At 44.3% G+C, this 17,813-nt stretch carries 15 protein-coding genes; 10 read left to right on the plus strand and 5 right to left on the minus strand.

All coding sequences use genetic code 11. The annotated features are described in order from the left end of the window. Positions 1–247 precede the first annotated feature (247 nt). The 4 genes from CXF82_RS17105 (at position 248) to CXF82_RS17120 (ending at position 3,844) form a co-directional block, all read left to right on the plus strand. Complete coding sequence (locus tag CXF82_RS17105) at positions 248–586, plus strand: cytosolic protein (protein ID WP_101091754.1); 339 nt, start codon at positions 248–250, stop codon at positions 584–586. Between the two features lie 833 nt (positions 587–1,419). After that, positions 1,420–1,887 (plus strand): TetR family transcriptional regulator, encoded by a 468-nt coding sequence (locus CXF82_RS17110; protein WP_102038065.1) that lies wholly within the window; start codon positions 1,420–1,422, stop codon positions 1,885–1,887. A 276-nt stretch (positions 1,888–2,163) separates the two neighbouring features. Beyond that, entirely contained in the window at positions 2,164–2,751 is a 588-nt protein-coding gene (locus CXF82_RS17115) for a hypothetical protein (protein WP_101091756.1), read from the plus strand. A gap of 10 nt (positions 2,752–2,761) precedes the next feature. Continuing rightward, positions 2,762–3,844 carry a rhomboid family intramembrane serine protease gene (locus tag CXF82_RS17120; protein ID WP_101091757.1) on the plus strand — a complete coding sequence of 361 codons (1,083 nt, stop codon included), beginning with the start codon at positions 2,762–2,764 and terminating at the stop codon, positions 3,842–3,844. Between the two features lie 92 nt (positions 3,845–3,936). Here CXF82_RS17120 and CXF82_RS17125 read toward each other — a convergent pair whose 3' ends face one another. From CXF82_RS17125 to CXF82_RS17140, 4 genes are all read right to left on the minus strand, one after another. Further along, positions 3,937–5,316, minus strand: coding sequence for a MipA/OmpV family protein (locus CXF82_RS17125; protein ID WP_102044642.1), 1,380 nt, complete (start codon positions 5,314–5,316; stop codon positions 3,937–3,939). Between the two features lie 136 nt (positions 5,317–5,452). After that, a complete protein-coding gene (locus CXF82_RS17130) occupies positions 5,453–6,835 on the minus strand; it encodes an NAD(P)(+) transhydrogenase (Re/Si-specific) subunit beta (protein WP_102038067.1) in 1,383 nt (460 codons plus the stop codon). 6 nt (positions 6,836–6,841) lie between these two features. Further along, positions 6,842–7,117 carry an NAD(P) transhydrogenase subunit alpha part 2 gene (locus CXF82_RS17135; RefSeq protein WP_101091759.1) on the minus strand — a complete coding sequence of 92 codons (276 nt, stop codon included), beginning with the start codon at positions 7,115–7,117 and terminating at the stop codon, positions 6,842–6,844. Continuing rightward, the gene (locus CXF82_RS17140) at positions 7,118–8,305 is read right to left on the minus strand and encodes a Re/Si-specific NAD(P)(+) transhydrogenase subunit alpha (RefSeq protein WP_101091760.1); all 1,188 of its coding nucleotides are present in this window, start codon (positions 8,303–8,305) and stop codon (positions 7,118–7,120) included. A 347-nt stretch (positions 8,306–8,652) separates the two neighbouring features. Here CXF82_RS17140 and CXF82_RS17145 point away from each other — a divergent pair, with 347 nt between their 5' ends. The 6 genes from CXF82_RS17145 (at position 8,653) to CXF82_RS17170 (ending at position 16,844) form a co-directional block, all read left to right on the plus strand. Continuing rightward, on the plus strand, positions 8,653–10,434 hold the full coding sequence (locus tag CXF82_RS17145; protein ID WP_101091761.1) for an assimilatory sulfite reductase (NADPH) flavoprotein subunit: 1,782 nt from the start codon (positions 8,653–8,655) through the stop codon (positions 10,432–10,434). Positions 10,435–10,526: 92 nt separating this feature from the next. Further along, on the plus strand, positions 10,527–12,224 hold the full coding sequence (cysI, locus tag CXF82_RS17150) for an assimilatory sulfite reductase (NADPH) hemoprotein subunit (RefSeq protein WP_102044643.1): 1,698 nt from the start codon (positions 10,527–10,529) through the stop codon (positions 12,222–12,224). Further along, positions 12,217–12,981 carry a phosphoadenylyl-sulfate reductase gene (locus CXF82_RS17155; protein WP_101091763.1) on the plus strand — a complete coding sequence of 255 codons (765 nt, stop codon included), beginning with the start codon at positions 12,217–12,219 and terminating at the stop codon, positions 12,979–12,981. The genes cysI and CXF82_RS17155 overlap by 8 nt, the downstream gene beginning before the upstream one ends. 949 nt (positions 12,982–13,930) lie before the next feature. Next, entirely contained in the window at positions 13,931–15,652 is a 1,722-nt protein-coding gene (locus CXF82_RS17160; protein WP_101091764.1) for a hypothetical protein, read from the plus strand. 99 nt (positions 15,653–15,751) lie between these two features. After that, positions 15,752–16,165, plus strand: coding sequence for a DUF3010 family protein (locus CXF82_RS17165; RefSeq protein ID WP_102044644.1), 414 nt, complete (start codon positions 15,752–15,754; stop codon positions 16,163–16,165). A 106-nt stretch (positions 16,166–16,271) separates the two neighbouring features. Next, the gene (locus tag CXF82_RS17170) at positions 16,272–16,844 is read left to right on the plus strand and encodes a peroxiredoxin family protein (RefSeq protein ID WP_102038193.1); all 573 of its coding nucleotides are present in this window, start codon (positions 16,272–16,274) and stop codon (positions 16,842–16,844) included. A 109-nt stretch (positions 16,845–16,953) separates the two neighbouring features. Here the strand turns inward: CXF82_RS17170 and rpiA are convergent, their stop codons facing one another. Next, positions 16,954–17,610 (minus strand): ribose-5-phosphate isomerase RpiA, encoded by a 657-nt coding sequence (gene rpiA, locus CXF82_RS17175; protein WP_101091766.1) that lies wholly within the window; start codon positions 17,608–17,610, stop codon positions 16,954–16,956. Positions 17,611–17,813 lie beyond the last annotated feature (203 nt).

The following is a 17,813-nucleotide window of genomic DNA, read 5'->3' on the forward strand; positions in this document are numbered from 1 at the left end:
ATGATCTGTTTCCACAATTAAGCCAATAATACTGTATGTCCAACCACACTTTCTTACTTAATCCAATGCTGCTGCGTCTATGCCATTTGAGTTCATTTCTGACTCGTTATGGGACAAAAATGTGTTTCAAGTTGGCCTAGTGAATGTCCGGTAATGGCACAGAATTACCGCCTTTAGCAACTAAATCACTACTAGGTTCTCCTCTGATAGTGATAAAATCTCCGCATCAGAATTACCGAGGAACTCTATGTTTATCCATCATGTTAACGGCATCGACTGGCTTGTGATTACAGCTTTTGAAGAACTGAAAACTAAATTTATCGAAGAAGCCGCTGCGATTCCCTTTTGCTTCTCTACCGTCAGCGAATTGAACCTGATTGATCAAGCCAAGAGTACTTATGGATATTTGCCTACACGCAGCGGCGTAATCACTGATACCGGCACTTTTCAAAGTCAGGATAACGAAGAAGATTTGAACCCACAGCTTGCCTGCCTAGTTGAGGGGCGTGGTCGGGTGTTTATCTATCACGGCGGCTTTGTGGCTTTTGTGGATGACGATCAAACCTTTATTACCCGAATGGACTGAAATTATTCAGTAAGTTGAAATCAGCGAATTGGCATCCCTAGCCGTTCATCCGCAAGCGCTTCGTTTATTAACAGGGTGCGAATCGAATGGAGCCGGATCCTAGCTTCAATAAGAAAAGCAATGCTGCGGTTAACTGGCGAGCTGTATCCCTAGCAAGTTTTGGGGCATAGATGCGTTAGCTACTGACCAAAGTGGTTCCAATGACCTGCGGTCGGCCCATGTGCAGTCACTGCCGAGGCTCGCCGCAAGTTCGTCCCTGAAGGCTCAACGAAATCATCCTTGATTTCGACGGCCTCAGCCGCATCTACACTGGGTTATAAAAGCGCAAACTCTCGGCATTTTAGTTTTAAATTTAAAGACATAAGCCTTAAATTAAGCAATATTGCCAAACAGAATAAACATTGATTACAGAATCCAATCTCCCCCGTTGGAAATTTTGCTGTTTAAATTTCGCCGGGGTGCTGAGGGATTGTCAAGGGGCGCAAGCGCTTTGCCCCTTGGCTCTGGTGTGGGCGAAGCACCACGACTTCGATTTTGATTTTGAAAAACAATAACTGATAGTACAGCCAAATTGTTTTGGGGCAAAAGAGAGTTACCTTCAGGCAAAGGTGGTTCCAATGACCTGAAGTCAGCGTATGCGCAGCTTAATATCTAGTAATGTAAAAACATAGAACCAAGCTCTAGCTTGCTCGCTAATGAATAGCAGACAACCACTGTTCAGCCATTTTTTGCTGAACCTAGGCTGAACACTTTACTGATTGCTTCATAAGGAGTGGGTTTCTGGCAACGGCTTTTGATAGAGTCATTTCACGTCGAATCAATGGGGCCGTATAATGCCAAAGCGTTCAAGAGCTGAAACCAAGCAAACCATAGAACAAATAACAGCAGCTGCACTGCAACAGATGTTGAATATGGGTTATGACGCGATGTCCTACTCCACCCTTTCGCAAGCAACAGGGATCAGTCGTACTGGGATCAGCCATCACTTCCCTTATAAAGCGGATTTTCTCACCCTGTTAGAACCTAAACTCGGCGCCTTGTTAATTGAGGATTTAGACTTTAGCAGCACAGAATTGCTGCAGGAATCTTGGCTTTACGCATTAGAAACCCCTCAGTTTAGCGCGATTATAAAATTGTTCTTTGCTATTTGTGGCTCCAATCAGTTGAATACAGCCCAATATAAGACACTGACTTTGTTACATGACAAAGTGGCCGTTGAGTTTGGGGAGCCGGGGAGAGCAACTGTCGATACGCTATTAGGTAAAAGCGCAATATTTCTGTTTGAGCAAAATAGGCAATAAATAGTTCACGAACCTATAAAGCTAATGATTTTCTCTGTGTATGCTATTCGGGCTAAAATTAATCTCATCTTTGTTATCTATGATTCGCCTTTGATATTCTGGGTTAGCAAGGGCGTAGCGGTTGAGAGCATGACCCACATAGAGTAACGGATAGCCCAATGCTGCTTAAGTATAAAAAGCAAAAGGTTAAGGTGCTAGCGCTGTAGCGACGAAGTCAGTTTTTCTATATGCTAGCGGCCAATAAATATTTTAAGCCTGTAATGAGTGATGCACGATATGGACGTCAAACCTAACATCTCAGTAGCCGCTGAATCGATCAAACGTTTCCCCAAATTAGATAATCAAGAGTTAGTCAAACCCAGCTTTTGGATAAGCCAAGTGTTTATGATCATTGCCACCATTGTTGGTGTCTATTTGGCTGCGCAAGAGGGCTTGTCACAGGCGATTATCTTCGATGATTTATCAAACAAACAAGATAACTATTACCTTCGACATGCACTTTTCGACGAAGTGAATGACAATGTCACTATCATCAATGAGTATGCCGATACAGTGGCAAAAAGCTCCCCTTATGACTTAAAGAGTATTCACCCTACAATGGCAACATTCGTCTGGGAGAATATGCGCTACTCAGCCAATACATTGGAAACTCCAACGCAAATTCTCACTGAGACTCGGCGATTCTATATGACATCGGCAAACATTATTTCTAAAATGGAAAGTCGATTCTATGGTGCAAAGTTTGGCGCTGAAAAACTCAAAGAGTTAACCAAAAATGTGTCTGAATCAACCCTCCCAATGTTGCAAAAAAACTATCAAGCACTCGCCGCAGAGTTAGATGCTGCCAATATTACGGTTGAATAAGGATATTTAAATGACGATTAAGTGCCCCGGTTGTAACAGCCAAGCGATGCGAGTGTTCGAGTTTCATGGTCAAGAGGTTGATAGCTGCACTGAGTGCGGTGGTATATGGTTTGATAGTGGTGAGCTTAACGGTGCACTTTCAACGGCAGACAATGGCAATGACAGCGTCGGCATTGAAAATTCACTCGGTGAACATCAAGGCGTGTCACTCCGACAATGCAGTCATTGTCAGTGCAGTATGCAGCACTACTTTTTAATGGACGACTTTCAAGTTGAGGTGGAGGTTTGCCACTCTTGTACTGGGGTATGGATTGATGAACACGAACGAGAGAAAGTGCTGCAGTCCCCGCAAATTAGAGCGGCATTAGAACGACTCAATCAAAAAACCAATGTCAAAACGTGGCTGTTTCAATTTTTACTGCAAATGCCGTTAGAGTACAACTTAAAAACCAAGAGCAAACCTTGGGTCACGTATAGTTTACTTGCACTGAATATCATCATCTTTTTTGCCTACGGTTATAGTGACCCCGCTACTGTGTGGGTGTTTGATCATTTTGCCATGCAGGCGTCACTCGTGATGCAAGGGCAGCAGGTATTGCCTCTGCTAAGTCATATGTTTCTTCATGGTGATATCGTTCATCTGCTGGGGAATATGTATTTTCTCTATGTGGTTGGTGACAATTTAGAGGATGCACTCGGTCATTCTCGTTTTCTTGCGGTGTACTTACTGTGCGGTTTTGCTGCCGTCTTTGCTCAAATTGCATCGGATCCAACATCGACCGTATACATGGTTGGCGCGAGTGGGGCGATAGCGGGCTTGTTTGGTATGTATCTGTTGTGGTTTAGGCATGCCAGTCTGACATTCATGTTTGTTGTCTTTCAAAAGAAATTGTCGCCGATGGCATTCTTTGCGATTTGGTTATTGATCAATATTGTAGGGGTATGGTTTGCTGAGGGCGGCGTGGCTTATTGGGCGCATATTGGCGGTTTTATCGCAGGTCTGATTATCGGTATCGCGCTTAAGCAGCGAGTCATGTTGGCTAACCCCATGTTGGCGATGCTTAATTCACCCGAAGTGAAAGTGTCTCGATAGTTTGTGTGTGTTTACGCATGTTTAGAAAATTAAGGCCGCGAATGCGGCCTTTTTGTTAACTCACTACCAATCAACTAATCAATCAATCTAGCTTAAAAGTGCCATTGCAGGTAAACACTTTGATAATTACTGCCACCACTTATGCGGCCAAAGGCCGAGCTCGACTCAAAAATGCCTGAGCGGTGGTGGATGCTATAACCAAACCAAAGGTTTTCCATTTTTCTTGAATTGAACACATCTCCGACATTAACATCTAAAGAAAAATCTAAGTAATTAAGCAGCTTGGATGGCTTATAGTCTTTTTCTTCTAACTCGCTAGATTCAATGTAAGTGACCGTGCTGGCGTAAGATAAACCTTCGGCGACACCGAGTCTAAATCGTGGGCCAATTTCAAAGGTGTAGTATGCTTTAATCGCAATAATGGCTTCAGCAATATTATCTTGTACTTCAGAGTCATGGTGCCAGACTAAGCCCGGCGTCAAGTAAAGCTCTATCGGTAAGGTAAACAGGGTATCGGTGAGCTGAGTACCGTAAAAAGCGGAGGTCATTTGGTTGTTATAGGGATCGGTTGCGGTTTGCCATTTGAGTATCGCATTGAGGTTCGACGGCGTCGCCCAGCCATGAGCAATACGCAGGTATTGGGTAGGTTTTTCTTGTCTAGTCACAACTGGCTTAGCCGAATAATTCTTTTTATCCGGTTCGGGAAAAAAGCCGAAACCGAAAAAGGACTCATACTGAAAGCGGTTATTAATACTGGGCAGATTGTAGACATCATCTTCTAAGCGTCCTACGCCAAACTGGCCCAATAAATACAGGTTTCTGATCACATGATATCGCGCTTTTATGCCCGCATTAAAGCTCACCCCACCGCCCACTTCATATTTATCTAAGCCATAATAATATTGATTAAAATCGGCACTTTTCCACTGAAACTCAGCGTAAGGTAATAGGCGCCAATCTCCAGACTGCCAAAGGTATTGAGTGCGACTATAGCCATAACTGCGCTTGTCGGAGTCAGAGAGAATGGCTAAATCGACATCCCATTGATCTTTGACAAAACGGTATTGAAAACCAAAATCAAAGGCTTGAGATTGAGTGTCATTTTGCAATTCTTGGGGAATATCAACAAAGCGGAAACGGGTGTATAGATTGACTTGATGGTTGTCGTTTTTCCAGATGTGACCAGCAGCTTCCATTCCATTGATGTAGAAATAATCATTCTTAAAATAGATGAGCGGCAAGGTGTCATACACCTCATCTTCTTCGGTGGCGTAGGGAATATCGCCACGGCGTTTACCGATACCAATGCCCCAACTGTTATTCCATTGATTGGCTGTCGGCTCTTCTGCTGTCACCGCGATTGCCGATTCTGTTGTCGTTGCCAATGCAGGGTCTTTCGCCGCGTTAACGTTGCCTTGGGGCACAAGCATTAACAAGCAGACAAAAGTTGTTGAATATAGATTGAATTTCATATTATTTTTCTTAGATTAGCGCTGAGCGAAGTATAGAGAAAAAAGCAGGTTACATACATAAGTTTAACAAAATTGTATTAATTTAGACTTAAAAAAAAGACCGCAAATGCGGTCTCTTAATCATTGAAGCTAATAATTAATCTGCTTCTTTTAAGCTCTTTGTCAGCTCAACAATGGCTTTCTTACCATCGCCAAATAACATGACCGAGTTGTCCATCGCAAACAGAGGGTTAGGCAACCCTGCAAAGCCTGGGCTTAATGAGCGCTTTACAATTACGACGGTTCTAGCCTTGTCGACGTTGAGAATGGGCATTCCGTAAATTGGGCTGCCTTTGTCTTCTCGTGCCATAGGATTAGTTACATCGTTAGCACCAATCACAATCGCCACATCAGTTTGCTCAAACTGAGGGTTAATCTCATCCATCTCGATTAACTGCTCATAAGGCACTTCAGCTTCTGCTAGCAATACGTTCATATGGCCTGGCATGCGACCCGCTACGGGATGGATGGCATAAAGCACCTTGGTGCCTCGCGCTTCCATCACCGAGGCTAGCTCACGTACAGCATGTTGCGCTTGTGCCATTGCCAGTCCGTAACCTGGCACGATAACAACGCGCTCGGCAGTTTCGAGTAACATCGCCACTTCTTCTGGTGAAGACGAGGTGATTTTACCGGCATAAACTTCGTCAGCATCAATCGTTTCTCCGCCTTCGGCCATAACGCCAAAGAGCACATTAAACAGTGAGCGGTTCATTGCCTTACACATGATCCGTGTCAGAATAATACCTGATGCACCGACCAGTGAACCCGATACGATAAGGACGGTGTTGCCGGTAATAAAACCAGTCGTTGCCGCAGCAAGACCTGAATATGAGTTAAGCAGGGCAATGACAACGGGCATATCAGCGCCGCCAATGGGGATGACGAGTAATAAACCGAGTACCACTGACACAGCAACTAACGCATAGATCAGATTAGTATTGCTTGGGTCCATCACGATAGCAACAGACAATCCAATGGCACTGATCAACAACAATGCATTGAATATCTTGTTACCAGGCACCTTTATCGGATTGCCTGAAATAAGCTCTTGTAGCTTAGCAAACGCAATAAATGAACCTGACAGCGTCACGGCACCAATAATCACGGTTGCCGTAATGGAAATCAAGGCGACGGTGTGTGTGGCAGACTGAGGATCGAGGAAGTTAGCCAAGGCGATAAAGAGTGATGCTCCACCGCCAAAACCGTTTAGCATTGCGACCATCTGTGGCATCGAGGTCACTTGAATTCGGGACGCCATAACTGCGCCGATAGTTCCCCCCAATAGCACACCCGCAATGATCCACTCGTAACTTAAAATACTCTGGTCAAACAGAGTCACAACGACCGCCATTAGCATACCTAATGCAGAGAGTTGGTTACCCCTGACCGCCGTTCTCGGTTTTGTCAGGCCTTTTATCCCAAGGATAAATAAGCTCGCAGCCACCAAATAGACGAGATAAATAATTGTCGCACTCATAGTGGCTTATTTCCTTTTGAACATAGCTAGCATGCGGTTGGTGACCATATAGCCACCGACAACATTAATCGTGGCAAGTACCACAGCGACAAACCCTAAAACGTTGACCCAAATACCGGCGCCAGAACCTGCTGACAATAGTGCGCCGACGAGTGAAATCCCTGAAATTGCGTTTGAACCTGACATTAACGGAGTATGCAAGGTGGGTGGTACTTTGGTGATGACCTCAACGCCGAGAAATACTGCGACCATAAATAGGGTCAGTAAGAGTAAAATTTCCATTTATTTTTCCTCCGGTGTAGCAGCCGTTATGACAGGCTCCAATGCGGGTAAACCTAATATATCGCGTAAGCGTGCACTGGCGACTTCGCCTTGGTGTGCCACAACGGTATCTCTAACAATTTCATCTTCAAAATCAAGTGTTAAAACACCCTCTTTATCGACAAGCAGTTTAAGTAGATTTTCAATGTTGGTGCCATACATCTGGCTAGCATGGTTGGCCGCGCTACCCGGTACATTGGATGGCCCAAGAATGGTCACACCTTTGTAAACCACTTCTTTATCGACTTCCGTGAGTTCACAGTTACCGCCCGTTTCAGCGGCGAGATCGACAATAATGGTGCCATTCTTCATACCATCAACCATCTCTTTAGTGATCAAGATAGGGGCTTTGCGACCTGGAATAGCGGCAGTGGTAATGACGATATCTTGCTGTGCCAACACGTTTGCCATTGCCTGTTGCTGACGCTTAAGGAAGTCATCAGTTTGCTCTGCAGCGTAACCGCCTTTGGTTTCGGTATTTTCAGTTTCCAAATCGAGTTCAACGGGCTTAGCGCCTACTGAGATGATTTGCTCGCGTGCGGCAGGGCGAATATCGTAAGCTTCAACTACAGCGCCTAAGCGCTTGGCGGTTGCACAAGCCTGTAGGCCTGCAACGCCAACTCCCATAATAAAAGCACGTGCTGGTTTGAGGGTACCTGCGGCTGTCATCATCATTGGGAATATACGTGGAGCTTTATGCGCGGCAAGCAAAACGGCTTTATAACCCGAAATAGTGGCCATTGAAGAGAGAATGTCCATGCTTTGTGCACGCGTGATCCGCGGCACGAGTTCAAGTGCAATCGCAGTCGCTCCCGTTTCGGCAATCGCCTGGGCATTTTCTGGATGCGCAAGTGGGTCCATCATACCGATCACGATTTGATTCGGTTTAATGGTGGCTTTAAGTTCAGCGAGTTGCTCATCTTTAGCATTGACGACAGTAATCACATCCGAGTCGCTCAAGACTTGTTCGCGAGGTGCAATCGTGGCACCTGCTGCAACATAATCTTCATCGGTAAACCCGGCATGACTTCCAGCATCGCTTTCAACAAGCACTTGCACGTTTTTCTTTAGCAGACGAGCCACATTGGCAGGAATAAGTGCAACACGACTTTCTCCAGCATGACTTTCTTTGGGGATACCTAACTTCACAAAGGCTAACCTCTTCGTTGAGGACATTCGTAGGGACAGATGTCATTTTTATTTGTAAGGTCTCATATTGTGGCGACTCTGAATTTAGACACAAGCTGATATTTTTCAATATCGTGTTTACAGTACTGGTCTGACTGAAAAATTTGCGCTAGGCCACACTTTTAAATGGAAGTTTGCTGTCATCAAGCCCACTAAAAGTGAATTCATTCAAATGTCAGTTACTTTTGTAGCTTACTTTTCAACCTTTGTATATTCCAAAATGGAATTAAAAATCATTTTTTATTCTTTTTTACTTTTAGTGAGAGGCGCTAAGCTTGCAAACACTAAACTGATACAGGGCCGTTCTAATGTTGTTAAAAGAGCTTTCATCACTCGCATCACCTTTGTCTTCTGGGCAAGTTGATAAGCTAAAGCAGTTCACCGCTGAATTGAGTGCCGTACAACTTGCGTGGGTTAGTGGCTATTTGGCTGCAACATCTGAACAGGGAACTTCGGTTGTACCACAAGCTAGTGCAGAGCAAATTATGACTATTTTATACGGTAGTCAAACCGGTAATGGTCGTGGCGTGGCATCGGCACTTGCTGAAAAGGCGCAAGCCCAAGGTTATGCGGTTAATTTAGTATCGATGGGTGACTACAAGGCGCGTCAGCTAAAGCAAGAGTCATTATTACTGTTAGTCGTTAGCACTCATGGCGAAGGCGATGCTCCTGATGACGCCATAGAGCTGCACAAGTTCTTAGCCTCAAAGCGTGCACCTAAGTTAGATAATCTTAACTACTCGATATTGGCACTGGGGGATTCAAGTTACGAGTTTTTCTGTCAAACCGGTAAAGATTTCGATGCTCGCCTTACCGCGCTCGGTGCAACATCAATTTCGCCCTTAATTGAATGTGATGTGGATTATGAAGAACACGCAGAAGCGTGGCAAGACAGTGTACTTGAAGCCGTTAAGCCGCTGATCCAAAGTGCTGGTGCCAGTGTGGTGTCAATTGCGAGCACGGCTCAGTCTGTAACCTCTAGCTTTACCAAACAAAAGCCATACGCTGCAGAGCTGCTTGTCAGTCAAAAGCTGACCGGCCGGGATTCCGACCGAGATGTGCGTCACGTTGAAATTGAGCTAGGCGAGTCAGGTATTCATTATCAAGCGGGTGATGCATTAGGAGTGTGGTTTAACAACAGTGCAGCGCTGGTTAATGAGCTGCTTGCGCATTTAAGCCTTAATGGTGATGAGCAGGTCAGCATTGGAAGCAACACGCTTAGCTTGCGTGATGCGCTAATTAATAAAAAAGAGTTAACTCAGCTTTATCCTGGTTTAGTCACAGGTTGGGCTGAATTGAGCCAAAGCCAAGCACTGCTTGATATCAGTGCCGACAAAGTGCTTGTGCGTGAGTATATTAATAACAACCAAGTTGCTGATTTGGTCCATCAGTATCCAGCGAGCGTCAGCGCAGAGCAATTGATTGGGCTGCTTCGTGGTATCACTCCAAGACTTTACTCGATAGCCTCTAGCCAAGCGGAAGTGGAATCGGAAGTTCATCTAACCGTGGCATTAGTTGAAGACGAGCGCGCTGGTGTTGCTCGATTTGGCGGTGCATCTCAATTCCTAGCAAGTGCGGAAGAGGGTCAACAAGTTAATGTCTACGTTGAGCCAAACAATCATTTCCGTCTGCCAGAAAATCCTGATACCCCAGTTATCATGGTAGGTCCGGGTACGGGTGTCGCTCCGTTTAGAGCATTCATGCAGCAACGTTCAGCACAGGGTATTGAAGGCAATGCGTGGTTAATCTTTGGTAACCCCCATTTTGAGCAAGACTTCCTCTACCAAACAGAATGGCAGCAGTACATACAAAGCGGAGAGCTGTCGCGCATTGATTTAGCATTCTCGCGCGACCAAGCCCATAAAGTGTATGTGCAGCATAAAATTATTGAACAAGGTGAGACGCTGTGGCAGTGGCTTGAATCTGGTGCTCATTTATATATTTGTGGCGATGCAGAGCGTATGGCAAAAGATGTTCACCAAGCCTTATTGGATGTGGCCATAAAATTTGGCGGTAAGAGCGCTGAGCAAGCTGAAGATTACCTCGAAGCGCTGCGAGTCGCTAAACGCTACCAAAAAGACGTTTACTAGCTTTTTTGCAGATGACAAAGAACGCATTAATGAGTCGCTGGCAAAACGCAAGTCAGCGCTAAATATAAAAGAATAATAGAGAGTATCTTGCTATGAGTGAGAAAAAGTTAGCTATAAATGAGTATTTAAAGACCGACAGTGATTACCTGCGTGGCACCATTCAAGAAGGTTTGGATACCCTTGTCACCGGTGCTTTTAGTGAAGGCGACCAACAGCTAATTAAATTTCATGGCTTTTATCAGCAAGATGACCGCGATCAGCGTAACGAACGTAAAGAGCAAAAATTAGAGCCGCTTTATAGCTTTATGTTGCGTGCACGTGTTGCGGGGGGCGTTTGTTCACCGCAGCAGTGGTTAGCGGTCGATGAGATAGCGTCTAACTTGACCAGCTCTAACAGTATCCGTCTCACTACGCGTCAGACGTTTCAATACCATGGTATTCCAAAGCGTAATTTGAAAACCATCATTCAAGATCTTGATCGAGAAGCATTAGATTCTATCGCTGCTTGTGGTGATGTGAACCGTAATGTGATGTGTAATCCCAATCCGGTGCAGTCTAAGTTACATCAACAAGCTTATGCTTACGCCAAGCAGTTGTCAGATAACATGCTGCCACACACCAAAGCTTACGCAGAGATCTGGTTGGACGATGAAAAGCTAGTGACAACCGAGGGTGAAGTGGTTGAGCCTGTTTACGGTAAAACGTATCTGCCGCGTAAGTTTAAAATGGCAGTGGCAGTGCCACCAGATAACGACGTTGATGTGTACACCAATGACCTAGGGTTTATTGCAGTGGCCGAAGATGGCGATCTCGTTGGCTTTAATTTGGTTGCGGGTGGCGGTATGGGAACGACCCACGGTGAAGTAGCGACTTTCCCGCGTTTGGCCGATGACTTTGGTTATATTAAAGCGGAAGATACGCTTAAATTTGCCGAAGCGATAATGACGGTGCAACGTGATTGGGGTAACCGAGAAAATCGTAAGTTGTCGCGCCTTAAATACACCATTGTTAAGCATGGCTACGACACTTTTAAAGCCGAAGTCGAAAAGCGTACTGGCATTAAGTTTCAACCAAAGCGTGATGTTGTTATTGGTGACCGTGGCGACCGATATGGTTGGAAGCAGGGCGTTGATGACAACTGGCATTTAACCCTATTTATTGAAGGTGGCCGTGTTAAAGACTTGCCTGGTCAACCTCTGCAAACTGGGCTTAGAGAGATAGCGAAAATTCACCAAGGTGACTTCCGCATGACGTCTAATCAGAATATTATTATTGCTGGCGTGCCAGCAGCAGATAAAGACAAAGTCGAAGCGTTAGCAAGACAACATGGGTTAATGGGTAAGCTTATTACCGAAACGCGTGGCCGCTCTATTGCGTGTGTCGCGTTACCAACGTGTGCCCTAGCAATGGCTGAGGCTGAGCGATATTTTCCTAGTTTCTTAACCAAAGTTGAAGCGCTGCAAGATAAGCATGGCTTCTTAGATCAAGGCATTGTTATTCGCATGACAGGTTGCCCTAATGGTTGTGCTCGCCCATTTGCAGCAGAAATTGGCTTAGTCGGTAAAGCCCCAGGTCGTTACAACCTCTATCTTGGCGCGAGCTTCGAAGGCACACGACTTAATAAACTCTATCGTGAGAATATTCAGGAAGCTGAAATTCTTGCTGAACTTGATGACTTGTTTGCTCGTTATGTATCAGAGCGAGAAGCAGGTGAAACGTTTGGTAACTATACCGTTCGCAGCGGCGTAGTGGCCGCAGTGATTGATGCTGCTAAGGATTTCCATGGCTGATCTACAGATTAAATCGGTTATCTCTAAAGAGGCGCTAGCCGCTTTGCTGACCGCGCCAAAAATTGAGCAGCAGATTGAGCTTGAAATAGTGAACCGTTTTCTAGATGAGCTAACGCCTGAGCAGCGAGTACGTTGGGCGCTGGAATATCTGCCGGGCAATGCTGCATTATCGTCGAGCTTTGGTATTCAAGCGGCGGTGATGTTGCATATGCTGAGCGCTGAGAAGTCCGATATTCCGGTCATTTTGACTGATACTGGTTACTTATTTACCCAAACGTATCAGTTTATTGATGAATTGACTGAACGGTTGAAGCTCAACCTTAAAGTATATGCTTCGCCGCTAAGTGCTGCTTGGCAAGAAGCCAAGTTTGGTTTTCTTTGGTTGCAAGGCATTGATGGGTTAGATCGCTATAACCAAATCAATAAAGTGGAGCCGATGCAGCGAGCATTGAAGGAGCTTGAAGTGGGAACCTGGTTTGCCGGACTTAGACGTTCGCAATCGAGTACTCGCGAAGCGCTACAAGTGCTAGCGATTCATGGTAAGCGTTATAAAGTGCTGCCGATTATTGAATGGGACAATAAACAGGTACATGAATACTTAACCGCTTTTGACCTGCCTTACCACCCGTTATGGGACCAAGGTTATGTTTCCGTTGGTGATACTCACTCAAGTAAACCGCTTGAAGTGGGAATGACCGAAGAGGAGACCCGATTCAACGGTATTAAACGTGAATGTGGCTTACATTACGATATATAACCCCTAGGCGCGTATGTCGATATTTAGCAGCGCGCCAATGTTCATTTAAGGGGGGAGAAGGGAGAGGTTAAACGCTATTTTTAGCTCTATTTATAAATATTTAACAATATAAATATTAATGCTTTAGGTTATCTTTTGCTGCGTTTGATAATAAATTGTACATTTTTATTAACAAGGTTATGCACAGCGGTTTTTTTTAGACTATAGTTCAACGTTCCCGTAGATGGTTTTAGGTAACTGTTCTGTATCAAGCCTATTTAGGCTTAGCAATATTTAGTCTTCCAATGGCTTAGTTTGTAGTTGAGATATTTGTTAATTCTCCTATAAATGAAGCTTCGCTAAATACTGCAGACAGAGCCGTCAGTAACCAAACAAACCAAGCTCAGTTTCGCTCACCATTAGGTGGCTTTATTGAGTGCTTAGGTTGACTTGCTAGCGCCTGTTTATCCAAGCAAACAGCCCCCAGGTAGTCTGATTAGGCTGCCTGGGGTTTATCACTTATTTTGTGCTGTTAATGTCTCTTTTAATGTGTCCCCCCTTACAGCAAGGGCCTCATTTGCCCTGCCGACTTACCTCCTTCCCTCTATTTCCCCTTTAGTCATTGGGCTATTTATCAGTAAAAAGGTCGTAATAGGGCTATCGATGCTTGCCAAATGTCTCGATATTAAATCAATCGTTTAAGTTGCCTGCTCTGCGTTAGTGATATTGAAAAAAGGGAGCAAGCATTATCGCAATCACTGCCTTGTTCAGCGCCGATCTTACAGGAACTCTGAAACAAGCATGTTGAAGTGGCTTGGGTATATAACTCAGTCAATAATGATGTAATATACCCCGCGAAGTTATTAATATAATGAGTAAGTTATTGCTTGCTAGGCTTAGCTTGCAGTGACAGAGTAAAAACAAAAGCGTCAATGACTGGATTGATGGAATTATTAAATGGAGTTTTTAAATGAATAAGATGCTAGTTGCTGCCTTAGTGGCGGTTGGTGCTGGTGGGTATTGGTACAGTCAGCAAGATGCTGAAGTATCGGCGAGTGATAACGCTGTAATGGCTTATATTCCGGCTGATACGCCTATATTTTCTGGACAGTTGCAGCCATTTCCGATCAAGTCATATATCGATTCTCTTTCTGATGCCTACAAGCAATCAGGTGCAAACTCGCTGGGCGAGTGGGAAACGGAAGAAGATCCACGTGCACAGTTTTTTCTCAGTCTAACGAAGTCGTATTTAGCTGCAATGAAAGATGGTGATACTTTCATTAGTACATTTGGTCTTGCTGAAAATATCCGTAGTTACTTTTATACCCTAGGCGTAATGCCTGTACTTAAGATTGAAGTGGCCAACGAAGATGCGATTTGGACATTGCTGGATAAAGCAGAAGCCGAGAGTGGCTTAACGCATGTGCCCGCTCAATTAAAAGGGGTTAATTACCGTAGCTATCCGCTGCTTGATGGCACTGAAGATGAACAGATAAATCTGGTTATAGCGGTACATGACTCAATGTTAACGATGACACTAGACGCCTCGTTTAGTGAGCCCGTATTACTGGAAACCGCACTGGCAGTTACGCCCGTTGAACGCTCGATTGTCGACGCTAAGATTATTGAAGATATCATTGCTAAACATGGTTTTACCAATGAAGGTATCAGTTATATTAATCATCAAGAGATAGTCAAAGCATTCACTAGCACTGATGGTAATCAACTGGCGCGTCAGCTAACTAAGTTATTTGCAATGGCTGAAGAAGACCCTTTTGCAGAGCTTAGATCGCCAGCGTGTGACCAAGAGTTGTCGGCAATAGCCGCAAATTGGCCGCGCACGGTTGCCGGTTATGATCAAATAGATATCACCAGTAGTGAAAGCTCACTGAGTTATAGAGTGGTTTTTGAAAGTAAGAACCAGATTATGCTCAATGCATATCAACAGATGCGCGGTTATATTCCTGCATATGTACAAGATATTGATAACAGCGTTGCGACTCTTGGGCTTGGCATCGATATTAACCAAATGGTGCCATCTTTACAGGCCATTTGGGACGAAATGTTAACGCCAGAGTATCAGTGTGGTCCATTGCAAGAGATGCAAGCGGAAATGAGTCAACAAAGCCCAGGTATGCTTGGCATGTTTACTGGAATGGCTAATGGAGTCAAAGGTGTCGGTGTGTCAGTGATTGACTATAAAATCAATGATGATATTGACTCTCCTGAACTCGAAAGCTTAGATGCCGTGATGACCTTGTCTGCCGAAAACCCAGAAATGTTGTTTAATATGGTTAAGCCATTTGCTCCAGAACTCGCTAATATTCAACTGCCGACAGATGGCAGTGCGATTATTTTGAACGATGTATTGCCCATGCCACCAGAGATGAAAGTCACCGCCAAGTTGGCAGTGAAGGGCAACCATTTGGTGTTGTTCTTCGGTGATAAGGGTGAAGCGGTTGCTAATACGCTGAGCTCTGAAGCCTTGGCCAGCAATGGTCTGCTGACAATGTCTGCAGACTATATGAAAATGTTTGCGCCCTTGCTTAAGTTTATTGAGCTCACTGGAGAGCCTATTCCAGAGGAGTTCAAGGCGATGAAAGATTATGACATGCGCGTTAAAGTTGAGCTTGATGTGGATGATAAAGGTATCGTTATTGATTCATCGGTGAATTCACGTGCGAGCAAGTAACCTTTAAAATAGCGTTGAACGCACTGATAAAACGCCAGTTTATAAAAACTGGCGTTTTTATTTCCTTCTTAAAGATAATGTCGATTCAGGAGAATTAGTTTGATTATTGCAGGACTCTTTTTAAAAGCTAATGAGGTCAGAGTAGTGACTCTCACTGGTGAGCGTATAAGCCATAGTGTGATCGCGCCTAAAGTGACTAAATTTGCTTTGTTGAAAAACCCGACTCAAACAGATGTGGTTGCATTTATAGCGCAGATTAATGGTCATGTTAGTGAGCATGCTATTGATAAGTTGGTGCTAAATAGACGTGCGACCACAGGGCAAGGTGCGGGAGGTGCGGGAACATTTTTGATGGAAGGGGCGATTCTGGCAACATGCGCTTGTGAGGTGGAGTTTATTCACCCCGCGACATTACGTGCGTCAGACAAGAAGCATAATGAGCTTAAAAACTGTCGTCCTAAGACGGTTGATTTGGGTAAGGCCTACGATTTAGCATTTGAATGTTTAAGCTAAAGCTTGCTGGTCACTTAAGGTGATCTATTTAGTTCTACGCACGTATTAGTGGTATAACAGTGAAAGGCGACACAGGGAAACTTAGGTGAAAACAATGATTAAAACAATGATTAAGAAAACGTCAAAAATGCTTTTAGCTGCAGCGTTACTTTTACCATTGAGTGCTATGGCAACCGATTTGAAGGTGGGTGATACCGCACCAAACTTTAAGTTACAAGCCACAGATGGACACTTCTATCAGCTGAGTGATTATAAAGGTAAGCAAACGTTAGTATTGGCATGGTATCCAATGGCTAACACCCATGGTTGCACACTAGAATGTAAATCGTTGGTGCAAAAAGGACATCTTATTCGCGAGTACAAAGCGGTATACATGATGGCCAGCGTTGACGACCTTGAAGATAACCAAGCGTTTGCTAAAGAACAGAAAGCAGACTTTCCAATGTTAAGCGATCCGACCAAAGAAACCGCTAAAGCTTACGATGTGCTTAATTTTGTGCGCGTTGCCAGCCGGGTGACTTTTTATATCGGTGAAGATGGCAAAATCTTAAAAATTGATGATGATATCAATGCTGAAACTGCCGCTGAAGATATTGCTGCAACGTTAAAGGCACTTGAGATTGACAAGGTAGTTGAAGATGAGTCTGTTAGCGATGGCGAAACAGCTCAAGTAGAGTGATCTGCAAATAGCTAATACTGAATCAAAAAAGCCACAATACAAATAATGTATTGTGGCTTTTTTAGCGGTGCAAAATAGTGCTTAGTGACAGCAAAAGACAGTCGCCAATCTATTTGATGGTTTTAACCCCTTCAGGGGTACCGACTAACAGCACATCAGCGCCGCGCATGGCGAATAAACCATTAGTCACAACACCCACAATAGCGTTGATATTAGTTTCAAGCTCTTTTGGATTGATGATCTTCATATTGTAGACATCTAAGATAATGTTACCGTTATCAGTGACTACACCTTCACGATAAACAGGATCGCCACCAAGCTTCACCAGCTGACGTGCTACGTATGAACGTGCCATTGGGATAACTTCAATAGGCAATGGGAATTCACCTAAGATATCAACTTGCTTAGTATTATCGACAATACAGATGAACTTTTCAGCCACTGCCGCAACAATCTTCTCGCGAGTCAATGCCGCACCACCGCCCTTAATCATGTCCATATGGGCGTTGATTTCATCGGCGCCGTCGACGTAAACGGAGAGTTCATCGACACTGTTTAGATCATATACTGGAATACCAAGTGCTTTCATTTTTTCAGTAGAGGCTTCAGAGCTTGATGTAGCGCCGTCGATCTCTGCTTTCATTGTCGCGAGTGCGTCAATAAAGTGATTCACGGTAGAGCCAGTTCCTACACCCACAATGCTATCTTTCTCTACATACTTAAGTGCTGCCCAAGCGGCGGCTTTTTTCATTTCATCTTGAGTCATAACGAAATCCTATTTAAAAGCAAAGGTTAAAAATATTGGCGATAGTATACGCTTTAAACTAAAGCGTGTCTGAAATTTGCTTTTAAAGTGACAAGCTGGCGATATCATGATTAGCTTGGCTCAACAGATAAAAATTAGATTAAAAAGCGCTTAGGCTAATTTACCGTTGGCAGGCAATGAGCATTGATAAGCACTCATCTACA

It is taken from the genome of Shewanella sp. GutDb-MelDb, assembly GCF_002836075.1.
In the GTDB taxonomy this organism is placed as follows: Bacteria; Pseudomonadota; Gammaproteobacteria; order Enterobacterales; family Shewanellaceae; genus Shewanella.